Annotated in this window: 21 protein-coding genes; 4 read left to right on the forward strand and 17 right to left on the reverse strand. The window is 50.4% G+C overall.

What is annotated here, in order from left to right:
• Positions 1–205 (forward strand): transposase (locus tag A3842_RS27535; RefSeq protein ID WP_074103344.1); only part of this gene is annotated, 205 nt, incomplete at its 5' end.
• Positions 206–331: 126 nt separating this feature from the next.
• Here A3842_RS27535 and A3842_RS27540 read toward each other — a convergent pair.
• The 6 genes from A3842_RS27540 to A3842_RS27565 form a co-directional block, all read right to left on the reverse strand.
• Complete coding sequence (locus A3842_RS27540; protein WP_074086264.1) at positions 332–850, reverse strand: adenine phosphoribosyltransferase; 519 nt, start codon at positions 848–850, stop codon at positions 332–334.
• A gap of 79 nt (positions 851–929) precedes the next feature.
• On the reverse strand, positions 930–3,341 hold the full coding sequence (gene recJ, locus A3842_RS27545; RefSeq protein WP_074103422.1) for a single-stranded-DNA-specific exonuclease RecJ: 2,412 nt from the start codon (positions 3,339–3,341) through the stop codon (positions 930–932).
• Between the two features lie 28 nt (positions 3,342–3,369).
• Positions 3,370–4,332 (reverse strand): cation diffusion facilitator family transporter, encoded by a 963-nt coding sequence (locus tag A3842_RS27550; RefSeq protein ID WP_074103423.1) that lies wholly within the window; start codon positions 4,330–4,332, stop codon positions 3,370–3,372.
• A gap of 120 nt (positions 4,333–4,452) precedes the next feature.
• Positions 4,453–5,355 carry a protein translocase subunit SecF gene (secF, locus tag A3842_RS27555; RefSeq protein WP_074103424.1) on the reverse strand — a complete coding sequence of 301 codons (903 nt, stop codon included), beginning with the start codon at positions 5,353–5,355 and terminating at the stop codon, positions 4,453–4,455.
• Complete coding sequence (gene secD / locus A3842_RS27560) at positions 5,345–6,595, reverse strand: protein translocase subunit SecD (RefSeq protein WP_074103425.1); 1,251 nt, start codon at positions 6,593–6,595, stop codon at positions 5,345–5,347. Before secD ends, secF begins: the two co-directional genes overlap by 11 nt.
• A gap of 216 nt (positions 6,596–6,811) precedes the next feature.
• Entirely contained in the window at positions 6,812–7,066 is a 255-nt protein-coding gene (locus tag A3842_RS27565) for a post-transcriptional regulator (RefSeq protein WP_074086259.1), read from the reverse strand.
• A gap of 175 nt (positions 7,067–7,241) precedes the next feature.
• Here A3842_RS27565 and spoVB point away from each other — a divergent pair, with 175 nt between their 5' ends.
• Positions 7,242–8,846 carry a stage V sporulation protein B gene (gene spoVB, locus A3842_RS27570; protein ID WP_074103426.1) on the forward strand — a complete coding sequence of 535 codons (1,605 nt, stop codon included), beginning with the start codon at positions 7,242–7,244 and terminating at the stop codon, positions 8,844–8,846.
• Positions 8,847–8,850: 4 nt separating this feature from the next.
• Here spoVB and A3842_RS27575 read toward each other — a convergent pair whose 3' ends face one another.
• Positions 8,851–9,615: a YetF domain-containing protein gene (locus tag A3842_RS27575; RefSeq protein WP_074086257.1), complete on the reverse strand. Its 765-nt coding sequence runs from the start codon at positions 9,613–9,615 to the stop codon at positions 8,851–8,853.
• A 292-nt stretch (positions 9,616–9,907) separates the two neighbouring features.
• On the opposite strand from A3842_RS27575, the gene A3842_RS27580 reads away from it, so the two are divergent.
• Both A3842_RS27580 and A3842_RS27585 read left to right on the forward strand, forming a co-directional pair.
• The gene (locus A3842_RS27580; protein ID WP_074086256.1) at positions 9,908–10,300 is read left to right on the forward strand and encodes a TIGR04086 family membrane protein; all 393 of its coding nucleotides are present in this window, start codon (positions 9,908–9,910) and stop codon (positions 10,298–10,300) included.
• A 96-nt stretch (positions 10,301–10,396) separates the two neighbouring features.
• A complete protein-coding gene (locus A3842_RS27585) occupies positions 10,397–11,236 on the forward strand; it encodes a phosphatase PAP2 family protein (protein ID WP_244169682.1) in 840 nt (279 codons plus the stop codon).
• Positions 11,237–11,319: 83 nt separating this feature from the next.
• On the opposite strand, the gene yajC is transcribed toward A3842_RS27585, so the two are convergent.
• From yajC to A3842_RS32220, 10 genes are all read right to left on the reverse strand, one after another.
• Positions 11,320–11,634, reverse strand: a complete 315-nt coding sequence (gene yajC / locus A3842_RS27590) for a preprotein translocase subunit YajC (protein WP_074086255.1) — start codon at positions 11,632–11,634, stop codon at positions 11,320–11,322.
• A 45-nt stretch (positions 11,635–11,679) separates the two neighbouring features.
• A complete protein-coding gene (gene tgt / locus A3842_RS27595) occupies positions 11,680–12,816 on the reverse strand; it encodes a tRNA guanosine(34) transglycosylase Tgt (protein WP_074086254.1) in 1,137 nt (378 codons plus the stop codon).
• Positions 12,817–12,837: 21 nt separating this feature from the next.
• Positions 12,838–13,866, reverse strand: a complete 1,029-nt coding sequence (queA, locus tag A3842_RS27600) for a tRNA preQ1(34) S-adenosylmethionine ribosyltransferase-isomerase QueA (RefSeq protein WP_074086253.1) — start codon at positions 13,864–13,866, stop codon at positions 12,838–12,840.
• A 9-nt stretch (positions 13,867–13,875) separates the two neighbouring features.
• On the reverse strand, positions 13,876–15,960 hold the full coding sequence (locus tag A3842_RS27605) for a SpoIID/LytB domain-containing protein (RefSeq protein WP_074103427.1): 2,085 nt from the start codon (positions 15,958–15,960) through the stop codon (positions 13,876–13,878).
• 41 nt (positions 15,961–16,001) lie between these two features.
• A complete protein-coding gene (ruvB, locus tag A3842_RS27610) occupies positions 16,002–17,009 on the reverse strand; it encodes a Holliday junction branch migration DNA helicase RuvB (protein WP_074086251.1) in 1,008 nt (335 codons plus the stop codon).
• A 29-nt stretch (positions 17,010–17,038) separates the two neighbouring features.
• A complete protein-coding gene (ruvA, locus tag A3842_RS27615; protein WP_074086250.1) occupies positions 17,039–17,662 on the reverse strand; it encodes a Holliday junction branch migration protein RuvA in 624 nt (207 codons plus the stop codon).
• Positions 17,659–18,162, reverse strand: a complete 504-nt coding sequence (ruvC, locus tag A3842_RS27620; RefSeq protein ID WP_074086249.1) for a crossover junction endodeoxyribonuclease RuvC — start codon at positions 18,160–18,162, stop codon at positions 17,659–17,661. The genes ruvA and ruvC overlap by 4 nt, the downstream gene beginning before the upstream one ends.
• Before the next feature lie 214 nt (positions 18,163–18,376).
• Entirely contained in the window at positions 18,377–19,147 is a 771-nt protein-coding gene (locus A3842_RS27625) for a BofC C-terminal domain-containing protein (protein WP_178382421.1), read from the reverse strand.
• Between the two features lie 90 nt (positions 19,148–19,237).
• Positions 19,238–20,476 (reverse strand): serpin family protein, encoded by a 1,239-nt coding sequence (locus tag A3842_RS27630; RefSeq protein ID WP_074103429.1) that lies wholly within the window; start codon positions 20,474–20,476, stop codon positions 19,238–19,240.
• A 113-nt stretch (positions 20,477–20,589) separates the two neighbouring features.
• Positions 20,590–20,817, reverse strand: a complete 228-nt coding sequence (locus A3842_RS32220; RefSeq protein WP_143186386.1) for a hypothetical protein — start codon at positions 20,815–20,817, stop codon at positions 20,590–20,592.
• Positions 20,818–20,896: the final 79 nt, after the last annotated feature.

The following is a 20,896-nucleotide window of genomic DNA, read 5'->3' on the forward strand; positions in this document are numbered from 1 at the left end:
CGAGGAAGGTTATGCCCTGGCCGTACGCCGAATGACGGAACCGGAAAGCGTATTTGGACAACTGAAGAATAACCGGGGCTTCCGGCGCTTTCTGCTTCGCGGCATGGAAAAAGTGACGCTTGAGGTCGGTTGGCTTTCGCTTGCCCATAATATGCTGAAGCAAGCCACGGTGGACCAAAAACGCAAGGTCGCGATTCTCCAATAACAGGAGAATCGCGGCCTTGCTGTCTTTTTACTGCCTCTTGAATACATATGGGCTGTTTCTTTTTTTTGAAAATCTACTTATGAGACAGCCCCTTTTTATTTCCCGGGAAAAGAACACTGGTTTTAATTAGTCTTCGTAGGTAAGGAGCGAATGAACCCCGATACCGGAGAGCTTATTCCGTCCGGCAAGCTGGGTCAATTCGATCAGGAAGGCCGCTCCGACCACATTGCCGCCCAGTTGCTCGATCAGGCTGACCGAAGTGGCAATGGTGCCTCCCGTTGCCAGCAAATCATCAGCAATAAGTACGTTTTGTCCAGGCTTGACCGCATCCGTGTGAACCGCCAGCGTGTCTTTACCGTATTCCAGATCATACCCTACCTCAATCGTTTCATACGGCAGCTTGCCGCTTTTGCGGATCGGTACAAAACCGACACCCAGCGCGTAAGCAAGGGGGGCGCCAACCACAAATCCACGGGCCTCTGGACCGGCAATCACGTCGATCTGCAGGTGTGATACCAGAGCCTTCAGCTCATCAATCGCCCGGCGGTAAGCTTCGCCATCCTTAAGCAAAGTAGTAATATCTTTGAAGCTGATGCCCGGCTGCGGGAAATCTGGTATCACACGAATACTGTCTTTAAAATCCACACTATCATCTCCTCAAAAGTTTGTGAGCGTTACCTCACTGAATTGACTTCGAATTAACCCGGTTCGGAAAGCATTTGACTTATCCCACCCGGGATACAACCGGGCGGCGGGACAGCATCCACTCCTGCAGCTCGCTGCGGCTGCTTTCCATGAAATAGCGTTCCATTTCCGCAGTCTGCCCCAGTCTCACAAATTGCTGTGAAGCAGTAAGACTCTTAGCGGCGGGCTGCGTAACAAAGGTAACATTCCCCTGATTACGCTCGATAAAATCAAGCTCCTCGAATACATCGAGCATTTTGACCAGCATTCGCATCCCCATGGAAGACTGTCGGGTGAGCCGCAGCAGCAGTTCATGCTCGGGTATTGGAGCTGCTGCCAGCGCAGCCAATGATTTATATAGCACTTTGAAGTGGTCTCTTGTCGGCATCTGCAGCCGGTCCCGGCCATCCCTGATCGAATGCAGTAAGGCAATATTATCCACATGGGGGAAAGCGGCGAACAACGCATCCAGCTGCTCCGGTGTTTCCGGCATATCTAGCAGGCAGAGTAGAGATACCTGTGTGTCTTCTGAAACTGCCGGTTCATGCCGAACTGGTGTTATACCAGCATCCTCATCATATACCCATAGTGACATGCCTTGGAGCGCGCTCATTGGCGACAAGCGGCTGTTCTGGAATACAGCAGCTGTTCTGAGCGGCTCACCACCACAATAGGGCTGCAGGAGTTCTGTAAGCTGTGAGGCTTGCTTCACCGCATCGGCTGCACCGCGAAGGTCAAAGAGCTGCGGACTGGGCACCGACAGATCCTGCAGCATGAGCTGCGGTTTCCGTGAGCCATTCCACTCATTGACCGACAGCTCAGCCAGAATGTCGATCAGCGTTCCATCCGGGAGCAGTTCAGCAAGCCCTCCTTTGCCAAAGGCAACCACTTCAATGGTATGGCTGCCCTGCTGGAGGACAAGCTTTAGATGCTTGCCTTCCTGCCCCATCTTTCGGGTCTCCTTCACCGCAGCACCACGAACAATGAATTTCGGCACCGGGTTGGCCATTCCAAATGGAGCCAACCGGCCCAGTTCAAGTGCAGCCTGCAGGGACAAATCAGCAATGGCCGTCTCTTCATCTGCTGAAGTCACCGGCAGAAAGTGCTCCGGCTTCAGTACCTTCGCAGCATAATCATTTAGAGCCGCTGCAAAATCCTCAATTTTGTCCTGATGCAGGCTCATCCCGGCCGCAGCCGGATGTCCCCCGAAATGATCCATTAAGTCCGCGCAGGAGGTTAAGGCTTCGTAGATATCCAGACCGGGAATAGATCGGGCTGAACCCTTGCACATGCCTGTCTCCGGGTGAATATCCAGAATAATCACAGGGCGATAATAACGTTCCAGCAGCTTGGAGGCCACTATGCCTACTACCCCTACATTCCACCCCTGATGGGCAAGCACTATAATATCAGGCAACTTGTCCTTCTGAACCTGTAGTTCCAGCATAGCAGTGGCTTCGGTCACAATTCTCTCTACAACCAGCTGGCGTTCTTTGTTCAGCAGATCCAGCTCTCCGGCAAGCTTCTCTGCCTCATCCGTTTGCTCTGTAGTCAGCAAAGTAACAGCGCGTCCAGCGTGGTCCAGCCGTCCACTAGCATTGATTCGCGGAGCCATGCCAAAAGCAATATTCACTGCACTGACTGTATCCATCGTTATCCCGCTAACCCCAAGCAGGGCACGTATTCCAGGGAATGGTGAGTTCCGCATGCTGGAGAGGCCTCTACGAACAATACTGCGGTTTTCGTCCAGAAGAGGCATCAAGTCAGCGACTGTTCCAATCGCAGCAATCTCGCTCCACTCCTTAGGCACCTCGTCCCCAAGCAGTGCCTGAGCCAGCTTGTAGGCTACCCCTACACCAGCCAACCCTTTGAACGGATAAGGGCAGTCTGGCAGCTTGGGATTGATCAGCGCATAAGCTTCAGGCAAAAGCTCCGGCGGTTCATGGTGATCCGTAACGATCACATCCATCCCAAGCCTGCTAGCGTATGCAATTTGATGATAGGCACTAATACCAGTATCTACCGTGATGATAAGCGATACTCCTTGCTGCTTCGCCCAATCCAACGCATGATTATGCAATCCGTAGCCTTCATTTGCGCGGTGCGGAATATAAATATCAAAAGAAGCGCCCAGGTAGCGCAGCAGATAGATCATCAGCGCAGTACTGGACACTCCGTCCGCATCATAGTCGCCATATACAAGGATATGCTCTTCTTCTTGTAGAGCCTTTCTAATCCGGGGTACCGCTTCGGTCATCCCCTTAAGCAGAAAGGGATCATGCCCTTCCTGGTCTCCGCCTTCCATGAACATAAGCGCCTTGTCCGGCGTGTTCATTCCTCTCTTCACAAGCAGCGACGACAGGAGTGGAGAAACCGAAAGAGTCCGGGCCAAATCCCGAACTTCATCAGGATCGGCTGCCGGAGATTGCCATCTTGTTTTTGAATGAAGCAATAGATTTCACCTTTCTCTCCCGTAGCAGCTATTGAAGCAACGTTGGGATTTCATTGTCCACAAGCTCATGGTTGCTTTTGTAAGGATAACCCGGATCATACGGTACAACATCCATATGAACCTCGCCTACATGCACAAAACGGTGCTGCAGAAGCTTTCTGGCGCATTCCGAAATATCCTGGGCTTCCATAACCGTAATACGCGGATTCACGCTAATTTTGACCTGGAGATTTACATAACTTCCTTGTTCCAATGCCTGCAAATATTCTACCCGGATCACGCCATGCACCCGCTGTACCGTTTCAATGAAGTTGGCTGCTTCTTCGGAAGGAAGCTCCTGAAGTTTCTTACCATATACAGAAGCAGTGATCAGCGAAAAACCTTTGCGGATAATTAAACATCCGGTTAACAGTGCTGCAATCGGGTCCATATATAACAATGGATGCCAGTTTAAAGATCCGCCAGCCATCGCTAAGGAAATCCCGATAACTACAGTAATTGAAGTATATAGACTGAAGCGGTGGTTATCTGCATATGCAGCATGGCTGCCATCGCCCTTTTTTTTGAAATAACGGTACTGGTACTGAAAAATGGCCTCTTTCATAACAATGGAGATGAGCACGGCGACAAGCGCGGTTTGTTCTGGTGCTGACAAATGTCCTCTGGTCAGATCACGAATCGCTGAGAAGGCGATTTGAAGCCCGCCCATTAGAATAAGTACTGAAAAAAGAATGGCTATAATCGGCCCTTTATTGCTCTCCTGATTGCGCTGAGCTGCTCTATTCTTCTGATCCCGCACTGTCCGCCATGGAAGCGGTAGAATCTCTGCCAGCTTGGCGGCTGCATCCGACCCCGAATATAATGCATCACCAATTAATGCTTTGCTGCCCGAGACATAACCAATGGTCCCTTTGGCTACCGCCAATGCAAGATCACCGGCAACTCCGGTCCAGACAACTTTATCACTTGGTGGTGATTGTTTGTCATACATTACGAGTTCCTCCTTACCACTAGCAAGTAATCTCATGATGACTGCTTGGCCTGACATTCCACTCCAAAGATTTCGAAAAGCCGCGTCGTCTTTGACGCGGCTTTTCAAGTGTACCTGACTTTAGGCCTTTGCCGGATTGCTCTTTCCAGCCGACTTCTGGCGCTTCTTCAGCAGCAGCCAGAGCGGACTTGCGATAAAGATGGATGAATATGCTCCAGAGAGCAAACCGATAACCATCGCAAGGGAGAACATTTTGATTGATTCTCCGCCGAGAATAAGCAGGAAAAACGCTGCAATAAACACCGTAAATGCTGTATACAGGGACCGCATAAGGGTCTGGGACACACTTTTGTTGACCAGCAACTTAAGATCCTCATATGTTTTCTGCTTGCCGAACCGCAGATTCTCACGGATCCGGTCAAAGATAACAATCGTATCGTTGATCGAATAACCAATAATGGTCAGAACCGCGACAATGAAAGTCAAATCGACCTCCAAACGGAAAATAGAGAAGACGGAAACGACGATAAACGCATCATGGATAAGCGCCACAATCGCAGCCAAGGCAAAACGCCATTCAAAACGGATACTTACATAAATGATAATCCCCAGACAGGAAAGGAGCACAGAATAAATGGCATTGCGCGCCAGCTCTTTGGCCATTTCGGTATCCACCGTATTGACCTCGAAGGAGGCTTTATCATCCAGCTTCGAAATCGCGGCCTTTAATGCCTCATCCTGGGTATTGTCAAGTTCCTTATCGTAGCGGATATTTACGCGTTTCTCGCCCAATGTGATCTGCGGTTCGTTCGAGATTCCAAGACCACTTAGAGCGGGCTTAAGCTGTTCCAGTGTGATGTTCTTCGACATTGCCACGTCAACATTGGACCCGGCTTTGAAATCAACACTGTAGTTCAAGCCCATTGTTGCCAGAAAGATTAGACCTGCAACCGTAATAGCAATGGAAAAAATATAGAAAAATCTGCTCAAATGTACAAAATCAAGCTCTTTCTTAAAGCGCACGGATGTCACTCTCCTTTACCCCAAATTGCTTCGGCTTTTTCAGCGCACCGGCTTTGACCAGCACGGTAAGCAGCCAATGGGCAAAATAAAGGTTCGTTACGATACTAAGCACAATTTCCACAATCAGGATCAGTGCAAAACCTTTGACCGCACCGGTACCAAAAGCGAACATTACAGCCGCTACAATAATAGTGGTTACGTTCGCATCCATTACCGTACGGAAAGAGGTTTTGTTCCCTGCTTTGACAGAAGACAATATGCTCTTGCCGCTGCGCATTTCTTCCCTTATCCGTTCATTGGTAATGATATTGGCATCAACCGCCATCCCTATACCGAGAATGAATGCGGCGATACCGGGGAGAGTCAAGGTGAAGTCGGCAATGACGAACACCGCAATTAGCAGCCAGGTATGAAGGATCAGCGCGAAGCTGGCCAGAGCACCCGGCAAGCGGTACATACCGATCATGAAGATCAGAATAATTACGGAACCCACAAGTCCGGCTTTCACCGTCTGGTCAAGAGACTGTTTACCAAGTGTTGCGCCTACGCTTTGGGAGTATTTCTCTGTCAGCTTAAGCGGCAAGGCACCGAGGTTAATCGTATCAGCCAGTTCACGGGCTTTATCCAGCGTATAATTGCCTGAGATCGAAGCACTTCCATCGGAAATTTCCATATTGACATTAGGATCCGACAGCTTTCTGTCATCAAGATAAATCACAAGCTTCTGACCGATCAGACGTTTGGTAATCTCAGCAAATTTGGATTTATCTTTGACCTTAATGCTGATTTCCGGCCGGTTCAGTTTGTCGCGTTGAACATCTGCCGCACCCTCTACAAAATCACTGCCCACAAGCTCAATCTTGCTGTAGGTTCCCACAGCATCGCCTGGAGCGGCACTACGGAAAGTAAGAACAGCAGGTTCTTTCATTTTCTTGCGGACTTCGGCCTCGTCGGTAACGCCCGCGATCTTCAGACGGATGCGGTCCGTTCCTTCAGTAGTAACCTCAGGCTCGCTTGTTCCGAGGGCATTGGCCCGTTTTTCCAGGCTCTCTGCTGTCTTTTGGAGTGAAGCACGGGATAATTCTGCACCCGCCTCCATCGGCTCCGCGTGATACAGAATCTCGAAGCCGCCTTTTAGGTCAAGACCCAGACGGACCTTGTCCAGCAGCCCGGGAGTGGTAAACACCATGACCCCTGTCAATACGAGCACGGTAATAATAAAGCTCAACATTCTCTTCATGCTCTTGCTAGTTCCCCTTTCATTACTCAATATTCCTATTATAGCTACGTGCGAAATCACCGTCAATTCAGGCAGGAATGACGGTACAAATATCACACAAAGAAACGGCCGGCTCTGCTCAAGCGGCAAGCCATCCGTTTTTGATAGGAAATGCTGAATTGCTCTTCTCTTACTTTAACGTTTCCAGTACCCGTTTGCAAAAGCAAATCGTTCCTTTTATCCGTTCAAACCGCGATAAGCGGCAATAGTCAGATAGTTCATATAACTATTGGCCTTGAGTGAGTAGATATCATTCACCAGCTTATGCAGGGCAGGTCTGCCTTCCTTGGCATAATTGCGGCTGACGCAATCCCAAATATCCTTGCCCTTCACATATTCATAGCCGAGGAGCCGGAATTCCTCCGCTTTACTGCGGCACATGGCTTCGATTTCATCACTAAGCTGTTCGTAATTCCATTGTTCCGATTCCACGTGTTGACACCTCCAAAGATCGCTCGCTTATGCATGTTCACAAGTATGTATTCGACCATATTTCCTTGTTTCCTTCTTCCGGCTGAAAAGTTGTCACAACTAAAGCTTGTCATGGAAAACCCCACCTGCCGCATATCAATGTAGGAGAGACTACTTTGGGAAGAAGGAGTGCCCTTTGAGGAAACAGAGCTTTATTCAAGGAACCTTGATACTGCTGGCCGCAGGCATTATTAACCGGATGCTCGGTTTTATTCCGCGAATTATTTTACCGCGTGTGATCGGCGCCGAGGGCGTAGGTCTCTATCAGCTCGGTTATCCGTTTTTCATTGTGCTGGTTACCATTATCACAGGGGGGATCCCGCTGGCAATTGCCAAAATGGTTGCTGAAGCCGAAGGGGAAGGACGCCCGGAGGAATCCCGAAGGATTCTGCATACCGGACTCGCCCTTAGTCTGGGACTGGGTGTTTTTTTCACAACGCTTGCCCTGTTCGGGGCCTCATGGGTTTCGAATGTGATTCTGACAGACAGCCGTGTCTATTACACCTTTGTAAGCATGACACCCATGATCGCCATTGTGGCCGTATCTGCAATCTACAGAGGTTATTTTCAGGGTAGGCAGAACATGATCCCCTCTGCGTTGTCCTCAGTGCTGGAATCAGTGGTCCGGATTGTATTTATGCTGTGGTTCTCCTGGCTTCTGCTTCCGAGAGGGATCGCTTATGCGGCAGCTGGAGCCATGCTGGGTGTGACTGTAGGAGAAATCGTCGGTATGCTGGCGCTTCTGTGGCAATATTATTTTATCGTAAAAAAGGACAAGAACGGGGGCATATCTCCTGCTGCAAACCCTGCTGTTTCTATGCCGGAAATGAAGCTGCATCCAAATCCAAGCCCTTCCACTAAGGATCTTTCCATTTTCAAAAGGTTGATAAGAATTTCGGTTCCTGTCACTGCGGGACGGCTTGTCGGTTCATTCTCCTATTTGCTGGAGTCCATTATCACTGCCCGCAGCCTCGCGCTTGCCGGAATCGCCACTGCTGCTGCCACCGCTCAGTACGGCTCCCTCCAGGGGATGGTTATTCCCTTGCTGCTGCTGCCTGGGGTACTCAGCTCTTCACTCGCCGTGTCTCTCGTCCCTTCCTTATCTGAGGCTGCGGCCCGGCATGATCTGCCCACGATTCACAAACGAATGCATCAGGCGCTACGCCTGGCCATGGTGACCGGTGCGCCTTTTGCCGCAATTATGTACATTTTTGCTGTACCGTTATGTACATTGATGTACGGTAATGCCGATACAGCGCCAATGCTGCGGATGATGGCCCCTTTCGCCTTGTTTTTATATGTCCAAGCCCCTCTTCAAGCGGCCCTCCAAGCGATGGAACGCCCGGGCAGAGCATTAATTAATACCCTGATCGGAGCGGTGATCAAAATTTTACTGATTCTCGGACTGGCCTCACAGCCGGAGTATGGAATCTACGGGGCAATTATCGCCATTATTGCCAATAGTATTCTGGTGACTCTTCTGCACGGGATCAGCGTAGTCAAGCTAATATCATTATCACTGAGATTGGCTGATCCGCTCAAAACGTTTGCCGCAATGATCATTATGGCTGCAGGTATGTCTTATATCTATACCTCTGTGCCAATCGCGTCCGCAGAGTGGATCCAATTCATGTTAGCCGCAGGAAGCGGAATGGCCCTCTACTTTGGAATTTGTCTGTTATCCGGCTTAATCTCCGTACATGATCTGGACCGGGTGCCTTTTTTTAAAAAATGGCGCTGAACATTCAATGAAGCAAACGGTCTACATATATTTTGCCTTTATGGTCGATGGAGCATAGGAACACATCCCGAAAATCCGAGGCACCCTTTTGACGGATCTGGGTTCTCAGCCAGAATCGTGTCTTGCCGATCATCTCCAAATTCTGGTCCTGAACCTTACCGTCCATAATAAGCGGAATCGGCAAGCCTTCATACCTGATTTTATGGCTTGGCAGCTTCACACTATCTGAAGTATTCCCTTCAGAAATCCCGTTACGCTGTCCCGTTTCAGCCGCAGAACTGCTATTACCACTTTGATTACTGGAAGATACGCCCTTATTTTTTTCGATTACAGTGAGCTGACCGCTCGTTTCCAGAATGGCAAATTCCACATCTGCCGGACTATCGATATTCTGGCCCCTTAACTGAAGCATCAGATCGTCAATGTTATACCGCTGTTTACGCATCTCACCACGGTGCAGCTTGCCATCCGAAATCAAAATGCTTGGCTTGCCGTCGATCAGCAGCCGGAGCTTTCTGCTCTTTAGGCTTAGCTGCGCGGCCAGAATCTGAATCAGCACCAGTGTTGCCATTGGTACCAGACCATCATAAATCGGCCGTTCTATATCTTCAATGGAGAAGACAGCAATCTCGGCAATCATAATGGAGATTGTCAAATCAAATACCGAGAGCTTGCCGATCTCCCGTTTACCCATAATCCGCATGCACAGGAAAATGAAGATATACATCAGCACAGTCAGAAAAATATGGGCAGAAATATGCTGGAACATATTCTCTTCGCTCCCCTTCCATATTCACCCCCGCCTGATGTGAGGGCAGATTAATGTACCCCTATTCTGACCCCTCAGCTAAGGGAACATTCGGATGACGGTTTATTAATTAATGGTAAAAAAGGCTTCATGACCATTCTTGTACTATTGGGGCAAGCCTCCCCATACAATAGTTAGTAATAAATCTCTTGCGTATTGTATTGCTCAAAAAACTTAGCATATGCTTCCGGAGCAGTTTTTTCACAGCTGAGTCGGGGTGTATTGCTCAAAAAAACAATTAGGAGGTTGTACCATGTATCTCATCCGGCGACTGTTCTCGTGGAGAATATCGAGTCCTGTATTATCCGGTTTATGCCAATCCTTCCTGTGGATGCTGCTGGGCGCGGTTGTCCTATCCCTATTCCTGTGGGGAAGCGGACTGGAAGAACAGGATCTTACCATGTACACCTATATTGTCCACGGTATTGCTGCCGCCCTCGGTGGATTGACCGCAGGACGGAGATCATCGAGCAGGGGCTGGTATCATGGTGGAATTACGGGAGCTTTCTACGGAATAATTATATTACTGATTGGTTTTTTGGCACTGGACAGCGCACCTGCCGGCAAAGACTGCTTATGGATACTGGGTGCAGCAGGCATCGCAGCATTCGGCGGAATGTTTGGGGTTAATTTGCATAAATCCTAAATAATTTAATTTTGCAAAAAATCGAATCCCACTCCTTAAAATATGGTAAACTGAATTTATATGACTTCATACGGGATCAAGGAGGCTTCGATTGTTTTGCTTTACCAATCCATGAATTATGTAATGCTGTACACAGTTGTCATTGTTGCTGTATTGATGTGGCTTAGTGCCCTCCGCAATCCTCTGCTGGCTTTTGTTGAGATCGGAAGAGAACTTCTGCACTCTTATAAATTCCTACTGCTGGTTGCAGGTATGTTCGGTGTGCTGGCTCTGAATAAATACGAATTGCAGATTGAGAGGAAGCTACATCTCACTTCTGATTACACCTCTTTCGTCTTTGGGCTTGAAGGCCATTTTGTGAGGGATTTACAGCATCTGTTCTTTATGCCCTGGCTGACGCCGATTATTGTTTTCTTCTATATCTTCATGCTTCAATCCGTCCTGGCCGCTTCACTCGGCGTTTATCTGCTGGATAAGAACCGTGTGATGCTCTATGCGACTTGCTATACGATTATTCTGAATTATGCAATTGCCATTCCGTTTTATCTATACTTTCCGGTGAACGAGGTCTGGTCCTACGTTCCGGCGGGTGTCCGCTTTACCATGCTGGATGTTTTCCCGAAGTTTGAGCAGGAATACAGACCTCTCTCAGGACTGAACAACTGTTTTCCAAGCCTGCACACAGCGATTTCTGTATCAACAGCACTGCTCGCCTTCCGTTCCGGCAATCGCCGCTGGATGGCAATTACCACCGTGTCAGCGGTCATCATTGTGTTCGGCATATTCTACCTGGGCATTCATTGGCTGACCGACATGCTTGGCGGCACAATACTGGCCGTTGTATCGACTACTGTTGCTGTTCAGCTTGCCAAGTTGACCCTACGCAGCGGAGAAGGCAAACTGGCTGTCCGCAGCCGTGCAACTGAACTCCGCTAATTAACTTGGTCTCACATAATAAAAAAGCGGCGTCACTCTTAATTAAGAGGACGCCGCTTTTATGTACCTTTTACTTTAATAAACTACTCTTTGTCTTCTACTTCAACAACAGAGTGGCTGATGGAGCCCCGGTCGAAGGTCAGCTTGGTTACATCATTTACCCGTAAGACCACGATATCATCAGAAATTTCCATGATCGTGCCGTGAAGGCCACCAATAGTTACTACCTTATCGCCTTTTTTCAAAGATTTCAACATTCCGTTGCGCGCTTTGGTCTTCTTCTGCTGTGGACGAATCAGCAAGAAATAGAATACCACAAACATCAGCACGAATGGGCCTACGAGACCCAGAATGCTTCCGCTCCCTGAAGCTGCTGCAAAATGAAATTGCTGTACCATAATTCTCCCCCCTTTCAAAAAACAATAAAGCACAATCCAGTTGTACTAGAAGCCTTTGAGATTATCATATAATCCGTATTGTGCAAAAAACTCATCGCGAAAATCAAGCAGCCGATCTTCCCTGATGGCTTCACGCACTTTACGCATCAATTCCAGCAGGAAGTGCAAATTATGGTATGTCGTTAACCGCAAGCCGAATGTTTCGTCGGCTTTGATCAGATGGCGCAAATAAGCACGGGAATAATTCCGGCAGGTATAGCAGTCACATTCCGGATCAAGCGGCCCGAAATCACGTGCATACTGTGCGTTGCGTACTACGAGTCTTCCCTGACTGGTCATTGTTGTTCCATTGCGGGCTATACGCGTAGGCAGAACACAGTCGAACATGTCTACTCCGCGGATCGATCCTTCCAGCAGCGCATCCGGTGACCCCACGCCCATTAAATAACGCGGTTTTCCTTGCGGCAGCAGTGGAACCGTATAATCCAGCACTTCATACATAAGCTGCTTGGACTCTCCGACGCTGAGTCCTCCAATAGCATACCCCGGGAAATCCATGGAAGTCAAATCAGCTGCGCTCTGGCGCCGCAAATCCTCATGCATGCCCCCTTGAACAATGGCGAACAGCCCTTGGTCCTCAGGACGGGCATGGCTTTTCAGACATCTTTCAGCCCAGCGCGAGGTGCGTTCGAGTGACTTTTTAACGTAATCATACTCTGCCGGATACGGCGGACATTCATCAAAAGCCATCATAATATCGGAACCCAAGGCATTCTGAATCTCCATCGCCACTTCCGGCGAAAGAAATTTCTTATCCCCGTTCAAATGGGAACGGAAATGCACACCTTCTTCGGTGATTTTACGCATATCACTCAGTGAGAAAACTTGAAAGCCGCCGCTGTCTGTCAGGATCGGCCGGTCCCAGTTCATGAATTTGTGCAGGCCGCCAGCTTCACGGATAATATCATGCCCTGGCCGGAGGAACAGATGGTATGTGTTGCTCAGAATAATGTGAGCATCCATTTGCTTCAGCTCTTCTGGACTCATTGTTTTGACGGTAGCGAGTGTGCCCACAGGCATAAATGCAGGTGTCTCAATTACACCATGAGGGGTATGAACCCGGCCGAGCCGCGCTCCCGATTGTTTACAGGTCTTGATGTGTTCATAAGTAATTGCTGCCATATGTTTAACCCTTCCTCTTGCTTAATAAATAAACATTGCGTCGCCGAAGCTGAAAAATCGGTACTGCTGCTCAATCGCAGCCTCATAGGCGGCAAGGATATTCTCCCGACCGGCCAGAGCGCTAACCAGCATTACCAATGTAGACTTTGGCAGGTGGAAATTGGTAATCAATGCGTTTACGACAGTAAACTTATACCCGGGATAGATAAAAATATCCGTCCAGCCGCTGCACTCTTCAATTGGACCGCCTTGAGATTGTCTGCCCACCGTTTCCAGTGTCCGGCAGGACGTTGTACCAACAGCTATGATTCGTCCGCCCCTAGCTTTGGCAGCATTAAGCACATCTGCTGTCTCCTTAGACAATACAAAGTACTCAGCATGCATTACATGCTCCTCGACCTTCTCAACAGACATGGGCCGGAAGGTTCCAAGTCCGACATGAAGCGTAATATACGCAATCGTGACGCCTTTAGCCTTGATTTGCTCCAGCAGCTCCCGGGTGAAATGCAGACCCGCAGTCGGTGCGGCGGCCGAACCTTCATGCTTGGCATACACGGTCTGGTAACGCTCGCGGTCATCAAGCGTCTCCTTGATATATGGCGGAAGCGGCATGCTTCCCAGCCTGTCCAGAATCTCCTGGAATATCCCTCTATAGATGAAATGGAGCGTCCGTCCCCCCATATCAGCCTCGTCCTCAATAACTGCACGAAGCTCATCACTGAAAATAATCACCGCTCCGGTCTTCAGCTTCTTACCAGGCTTTACCAGCGCTTCCCAGCGGTCCTCCCCCAGACTCTTCAGCAGCAGAACCTCAGCCTTCGCGCCGGTGTCTTCCTTTACGCCAAAGAGCCGGGCGGGAATCACTCGTGTATCGTTCAGAACCAGTGTATCACCTGGCTGAAATTGCTCCAGTATATCCGTAAAATGCCGATGCTCCAATTGTCCATTTTCCTTGTTCACGAGCAACAGCCTTGATGCACTGCGGTCAGACAACGGAGTCTGGGCTATAAGTTCTTCCGGCAAATGAAAATCATAATCGTCTACATTCATGATCAGTCTTCATTCCTTAACTATAGTAACGTTATTAAAATAGTGTTGCAATATTTTCGTGTAATCATACCCCTTGTCAGCCATGCCCTTTATCCCCCACTGGGACATGCCAAGCCCGTGGCCATTTCCCCAGCCGATGAAATAAAAGCCCGGACTGTTCGTAACTGCCCTGGACGAAGTATCTGCCCCCATAACAACCGTGCCGCTGCCGTTCACCGTCACTTTGCCGGATGCGGACAGTATGTCCGTGCTCTGGGTACTGCTAACAATTCCCTTTGAGCCGTCAGCGCCTAATACAGTATAACTGCCGGCAGGTACAATATCAAACAAAGTACTGGGCAATCCGCCCAGCGCTGAACGGAACAGATCAGGGTATTTCACCTGTAAAATCTCGCCGTTGGCTTTTACCTGTGTTACTCTTCCGGATGGCCCGCGCTGCGTAACCTCCAGACTGGCGATAGCAGACGGCAGTGAATTGCTGACCTTGCCTGATAGGCTTTTGAGCAGATCCGCTGAGGTGTAAGGTCCTTTTACCCAGCTGTAGCTTCCGTTCTCATAGAACTGGTCCAGAATTACAGCATTCTCGCCGGGATTCAGCTTGCCCAGCGGACTTGCACCGCTCTCAATGACAGGCAACGGACGGATATTCACATCTTTGGTGCTCGCTGTGGCCATATCCAGGCCAGCCGCCGTTTTACTGCCAGTCAATTTGATATTGTCCTCACGAGCATACCCAGTGATCCCGCTGTCAAGCAGCAGGTAATACCACTTCTTCGAAGCTGCTACAGCTGCAGCATCCTCTGCGCTGGCTACACTGACGAAAGTAGTGCCGCCATTGCCCCATACCTCCGACGGATCAGCTGTCACACCACCGCTGTTGGAGGAGAATACAGCTTCAACTATTTTACCTCCGCTCATCAACACTTCGCCCGCAGTAGCATCTACTGCCTTGGTAATCACCGGTGCTTCAGCACCTATGCCGTTATACACCTGGCTGAGCGTGGTATCCACCACATTGGCCACGTCAAAGCGGGTGCCCTGCGTCAGTGCATAGCTTCGAGCTGCTACAGCCTGAGCCTTGAGCGCCTCTTCCGGCCAGCCGGATGATACTTCTCCGCCGACAACCGCATACAAATACTGTTCAAGCGGAACTTCATTGATTACCGCGAGGGATCCAGCGAGACTGCTGAGTTCCAGGTTCCCGCGGTAAATACGCTTGGAACGCTCAGCCAGTTGAATGCCCGCAGAATTGCCGGAGGCCATAAACTTGGCTCCTGTGCCGGACACCTGATAGTGAAACGCCTGGCTCTCGCTGCTCCAGTCTAGTCCCGCATCAGTACGGATCATCATTCCCGGCTTGGCTGTCGCCCCGTCCCCTATGCTAAGCTGCGGAAGCGCAGCGGTTACTGCTGCTCGCAGAGCAGCAAGATCGCTGTCGCTTGCCGCTTCGCCCACCCACACTTCTACTTGTGCGCTGCCGTCTGTTCCGCTCACCAGAGTCTTCCAGGCGTCGAATCCGGCAGCTGTGATCGTGTTCATGACAGCATCCGCTTCCTGCTGGGAAGCAAAGGTTCCGGCAGACAAATGTTTACTTCCCGTCAAAGCCGGAACCTGACCCTGGGGTAGATTTAGGCCTGCTTTGCCTACCCGGTTCAAGCCTTCCTTAGCCGCATTTTCACTGGTATAGGGGCCTGTATACAACTGATAGACCGTTGCCCCATTCCGCGAGGCTACGAAGAGCATCGGTTTATCGGAGCTCGATTGAAGCTGCTTGGCAGCTTCTGCGGCTGCCTGCCATGTTGGGCTGTCCATTACCTTGACCTTATACCCGTCGAGACTGATCCGGATTTTGTTATTGGCCGGAATGGGCAGCAGCTGGGCACTCCCTGACATCAGACTGAAGCCCATCGTCGAACTCAGCGTCACGAAAGGGACGGTAGATTTATATTTGCTGCCAATATCGGCATACAGCGCAACCCGGATGGTTGCGTTCGGATCGGCATGGCTGTCAGCTGCTGGAAGAAGAAGGCCGGCTGCAATCAGGGCACCTGCAAGTAAGGTCACTCCTGTCTTTTTCCACCTGGCAAAATTCATCTTGATGCCTCCTAAGAATAGAGATGATAACAAAACAAGGCTTATTGCGGCTGTGGAGGAACTGGTAGGCCTAAATGCTGATAAGCGGCAGGAGTCACAACTCTCCCCCGCGGCGTCCGCTGCAGAAAGCCAATCTGCAGCAGATAAGGCTCATACACATCCTCTATGGTCTGACTTTCTTCTCCGATCGTTGCTGCAATAGTATCCAGACCTACTGGTCCGCCCCGGAAGGAACTGATCATCGAATGAAGCATCTTGTGATCAATACTGTCCAGCCCGCGCGGGTCCACCTGCAACATCTTCAGTGATTCTGCAGCAATCTCAGGTGTGATAATTCCGTCACCGCGCACCTGTGCATAGTCGCGGACCCGCTTCAGCAGGCGGTTAGCAATCCGGGGAGTTCCCCGGGCCCGCAAGGCGATCTCCTCAGCAGCGTCGCCGAGAATCTCGATGCCTAGCAGTTCTGCATTGCGGGAAACAATGAAGCTCAGTTCCTCAATGTTATAATACTCCAGCCGGCTGACTACACCGAAGCGGTCACGCAGCGGTGCAGACAGCAGCCCGGCACGGGTTGTGGCGCCGATAAGCGTAAAGGGCGGAAGATCCAGACGCACCGAGCGGGCACTCGGCCCTTTGCCGATCATAATATCCAGCGCAAAGTCCTCCATCGCCGGGTACATGACCTCCTCAACCGTACGGTGCAGCCGGTGAATCTCGTCAATGAACAGTACATCTCCCTGCTGCAGATTGGTCAGCAGCGCGGCCAGGTCTCCGGGCCGTTCAATGGCTGGACCGGACGTTGTCCGCAGATTGACGCCAAGCTCGTTGGCAATAATATTCGCCAATGTTGTTTTACCCAGCCCTGGCGGGCCGTAGAGCAATACATGATCAAGCGCCTCACTTCGCATTTTAGCGGCTTCTATATATATTTTAAGATTCTCTTTTACCTGGTTCTGTCCAATATATTCCCCCAGATAACGGGGGCGCAGACTTAATTCGACCGCCTGCTCGTCCATCATCAGGTTAGCCGATATAATCCGGTCATCCATTTATCCATCACTCCGTTCTGTCAAGCAGCCTATTTGGCTATAAACAGCAGCCCCAGCGCCTTCTTCATCAGCACATCAACTGGTCCTGTATCTGAACCCTCTTTTTTCATAGTAAGCCATACCCGATCCAGTTCGGCTTCGGTATAACCGAGGGCCTTCAGTCCGTCCCGTGCTTCCTCCCATGGCAGCGCTTCTGCTGCAGCCTGTGCCTCAGCCGCTACGGCGAACAGTCCGGTCTGCATCGCTACTCCACTCAGGCCGTCCAGCTTGTCACGCAGATCCAGAATCATCCGTTGGGCCGTCTTCTTGCCGATCCCGGGAAGCTTGGTCAGGAAGGTGATATTCTCCTGGTAAATTGCTGAGATCAGCTGGTCGGGCGTCCCTCCGGTCAGGATGCCCAGGGCTACGCGCGGGCCGATGCCGGATACTTCTATCAGTTTGCGGAACAGCTTCTGTTCTTCCCTTGTGGGGAACCCAAATAAAAGGGTCGCGTCCTCACGCGTCTGGTAATGAATATAAACAGTCACCGGACCCTCCACCTTGGCAAACGCATATGGATTCGGGCAGAATACCCGGTACCCTACCCCCTGGACGTCCAGGACTACATAGTCCGACTCCAAATGTACAACCGGTCCTCTTAAGTAATCTATCATTTTCGCAATACCTCATTTAATTTAGAATTAAGACTGACGGAATGGGCGTGGCATACCGCCACCGCCAGTGCATCCGCCACATCATCGGGCTTCGGGACAGCGGACAGCTTCAGCAGCAGCTTCACCATCTCCTGTACCTGCTTCTTCTCCGCTTTGCCATAACCAACCACGGCCTGCTTTACCATCATCGGTGTATACTCTGCGATGGATAGTCCAGCTTGAACAGCTGCTAGAATCACTACACCTCTTGCCTGTGCTACCGGCAGGGCTGTGGTTACATTACGGCTGAAGAAAAGCTTCTCCACTGCAACCGCATCAGGCTTATATTTATCTATCAGCTGCACCATGCCTTCATAGACATGCAACAGACGTTCTGCCTCCGGCGTGTGCGCCTCGGTCTGGATGCATCCGTACTGAACCGGAGTTAATTTATTTCCTACCTTATCTACAAAGCCGAAGCCGACAATCGCCAGCCCCGGGTCAATTCCCAGGATGCGCAAATCCAATCTCTCCTCTTCAGCAGGCAAGATATTCCTACTGTTTCATCCATTTCTCCGCCGTGAAGCGAACATATGTATTCCTTCTAACCATTATAGCAAAAAACCTCTTCCCCGGAGTATAAAAGTTTCCACCCCCCGAGAACATTTTCAGCTAACCAAAAAAGCCCCCCCGGCTGTAACAGCAGCCGGAGAGGCGACCTTCGTTTCGTCAATGTTATTCTTCGCTTTGCATAACCTGTTCCGATGAATCCCGGGCATAATCGCTGAAGGTGGACAGGACACTATTGTATTCTTCAACATCCTGCACACGGATGCCTTCATGAAGCTGATTCAGAATATCTTCCGGCAGCGAAGACTTCATTGAGCCCATATCCATTTGAAAAAAGGTCTTCAGCACCCTCTCATCCGCCGGCCGACCTTTGAAGAGAGTCAGATTTCCATGCTCATCCACTCCGATAAACGCATCTTTCTTGATTTGCGGAGATAAATCATTGACACTGTGCTCCATCCACAGATCGCCATCCGCACTAATCCAGCCGTTCCAGTCCGGGTGTGAAGCGATGACCCCCTTGAGCTGCGCAATCGATTCCTTCCCTGGAGTGGTCAATACCTCCTCACCGGAAATGTACGTTGTTTTAAAGTGAACCGTTCGGCGAATCGGCTCCGTACTTATCGCCTTCAGCAGCTGTTTATGATCCATTACAGCTACCCCTTCACGTCCATTCTCTTCAGCATGGCTGTACACAGCCGCAGTAACAGGAACACTTCCGCCAGGATTACCGGTTTGTGCCTCATGGCTTAACTCGCTAAGATTGCCCGGTACAGCCCATTCCGAACCACGCAGCAGGCTGCTGAGCTCCTCCGGAACCTGCATACCGCGCCAGGCCAGCACCGTCAAGACGATACAGGCCGCGCCTACCCAAGGAGCCTTTTTCCAACGTCTCCAACGCCGCCACAGTTGTTTTTTTAAACGAAAAGCATTCACGTTGATCCCTTCATTCTGCTTTTTCCCTATTGTGACCTGTGATGGGAACATTTATGCGCAGGAGGTGAAAGTTTGACGAATCGCCCCATTTTATTTAGACAACGGATTCTCAACGGCACCGATGAACAGCCAGACCCCGGTCTGACGGTCTTCGATCACAAATAAAAACGGCCGATTGACTGTCATTTGAAAGGGAGGGTCGGGCGTAGGAGCAGCGCCCATTTCCATTCCAACAAGCGTAGAGGCTGACGCTTCCGTCCCTTTTTCGTTTACATCAATATAGGTTTTATGAATGATATTGCTGATGAAGATGGGATCAGAAGTATCAGCCAGCTTGGAGAAATCGCCCTTATCCGGATCAAAGGCGAGCTTCACGCCCAGTGCCTGAAGAGCTTCTTTCAGGTCCGTCCCGAAATTGGCCTTGAACCGCGGCAATCCGATGGTCCCCTGCTTCTCCACAAAGTCCTCTTCGGCTGGAAATCCGCCTGCCTCAAACTGGCCCTCCAACTCTTCCAATGAAGAATGTACACTTGGCAGAATAACCAGCATATCCATTTGCTTGTCACCATAAGGAATGCGTATGGCTTGCCATTCTTCATGTTCAGAGTACGGGAAGTATCCCTTTTGGCTCATCATTGGTACTTGTACCGTTTCATCCGTGGAGAGTCGAAACTCGGCCTGCCGGGTATTCTCCACCGGAAAAGCTTCCTTCCATCCACCTTTGAAATACAGCGCGTTAACAAGCACAGCTACCGATTGTGGCCCAGGAGGTTTGTCCAGCATCTGCGTTATCTTGTGCTCTGTGTGCTTGGATACCCATCCATTAATCTCGCTGACCGACCGCTGTGCCGCCAAATCTACTTTGCGGATCTCTGCACCATAATAAGTCTTGCTGGTTGCCAAGTATTCCTTACGCAGCGGAATGCCGGCGGTACCCCAGACAGAATTGGCCAACTTCAGATCAACCCCCTGCCCGGCATCCTGCATTAACCGCATGAGGTCCTGATGGCTTTTATTCAGCTGCTTCCGTTCATCAGGGGCATAGCCAAGCAGTCTTCCCAGTTCTTCCGCAGTTTCACCGGCGCTGCCATTGTAGGCTAGAGCCAGGGCGGTGGCGATACTGTACGGTGAGATGGTCAGATTGCCGCCGCTCTTGTCCTTTAATTGGCTGAAAAGCTTAAGCCCCAGCAGGTTGCTCTGCTGCGCCAGCCGGAAATCCAGCTTGGCCGCAGAGCCTTGCCTTTCGGCATAGCTCATCGGTGCCTCTCCTTGGCTGCAGCCTGCCAGCAGAAAGACCGCCAGCAGGAGCTTGAGTATTTTTTTGCCCATATCTATACATTCTCCCCTTTCAACATCGTCTTCAGCAAACGTATACACACGAGTGCCATTTACTGTATAAGACGCAGTTGTTTGGAAAATGTTTCAAATCGTCTTTTTACAAATTACACGCTGGGAATCACGGGCAGCAGGATATGGCTCGGATAATAGCTGTCGTGGTAAAGGGGCTGCTGCACAATCACCGCTTCGGTATCCTCGTAAGGGTTATTACCGGTATTGTTGTTAGGAAAAGCTACGAAAGCTCTCCAGCAATGGCTCGCTCGTATATACCATAATATCGCTGCGCAGCTCATGTCTCCGCATATTCTCAGGCTCCCTCTCCCCGCTGCCATCTACAGGTTCGGCCGGATTATAGATGTAGGTATCTGCCGGTGAAGCCTCTTCTGGCTGAGGTCCTAGCCGGCCATCACC

It is taken from the genome of Paenibacillus sp. P3E (genome assembly GCF_001909045.1).
Classification (GTDB): domain Bacteria; phylum Bacillota; class Bacilli; order Paenibacillales; family Paenibacillaceae; genus Paenibacillus_AQ; species Paenibacillus_AQ helianthi.

Excerpts from the sequence above, each read along its gene's own strand:
- A3842_RS27550 (WP_074103423.1), bottom strand. The coding sequence starts at position 4,332 with ATGTATGACAAACAATCACCACCAAGTGATAAAGTTGTCTGGACCGGA.
- secD (WP_074103425.1), bottom strand. The coding sequence starts at position 6,595 with ATGAAGAGAATGTTGAGCTTTATTATTACCGTGCTCGTATTGACAGGG.
- A3842_RS27575 (WP_074086257.1), bottom strand. The coding sequence starts at position 9,615 with ATGTTCCAGCATATTTCTGCCCATATTTTTCTGACTGTGCTGATGTAT.
- A3842_RS27580 (WP_074086256.1), top strand. The coding sequence starts at position 9,908 with ATGTATCTCATCCGGCGACTGTTCTCGTGGAGAATATCGAGTCCTGTA.
- yajC (WP_074086255.1), bottom strand. The coding sequence starts at position 11,634 with ATGGTACAGCAATTTCATTTTGCAGCAGCTTCAGGGAGCGGAAGCATT.
- tgt (WP_074086254.1), bottom strand. The coding sequence starts at position 12,816 with ATGGCAGCAATTACTTATGAACACATCAAGACCTGTAAACAATCGGGA.
- queA (WP_074086253.1), bottom strand. The coding sequence starts at position 13,866 with ATGAATGTAGACGATTATGATTTTCATTTGCCGGAAGAACTTATAGCC.
- A3842_RS27605 (WP_074103427.1), bottom strand. The coding sequence starts at position 15,960 with ATGAATTTTGCCAGGTGGAAAAAGACAGGAGTGACCTTACTTGCAGGT.
- ruvB (WP_074086251.1), bottom strand. The coding sequence starts at position 17,009 with ATGGATGACCGGATTATATCGGCTAACCTGATGATGGACGAGCAGGCG.
- ruvA (WP_074086250.1), bottom strand. The coding sequence starts at position 17,662 with ATGATAGATTACTTAAGAGGACCGGTTGTACATTTGGAGTCGGACTAT.
- A3842_RS27630 (WP_074103429.1), bottom strand. The coding sequence starts at position 20,476 with ATGGGCAAAAAAATACTCAAGCTCCTGCTGGCGGTCTTTCTGCTGGCA.
- A3842_RS32220 (WP_143186386.1), bottom strand. The coding sequence starts at position 20,817 with ATGGCAGCGGGGAGAGGGAGCCTGAGAATATGCGGAGACATGAGCTGC.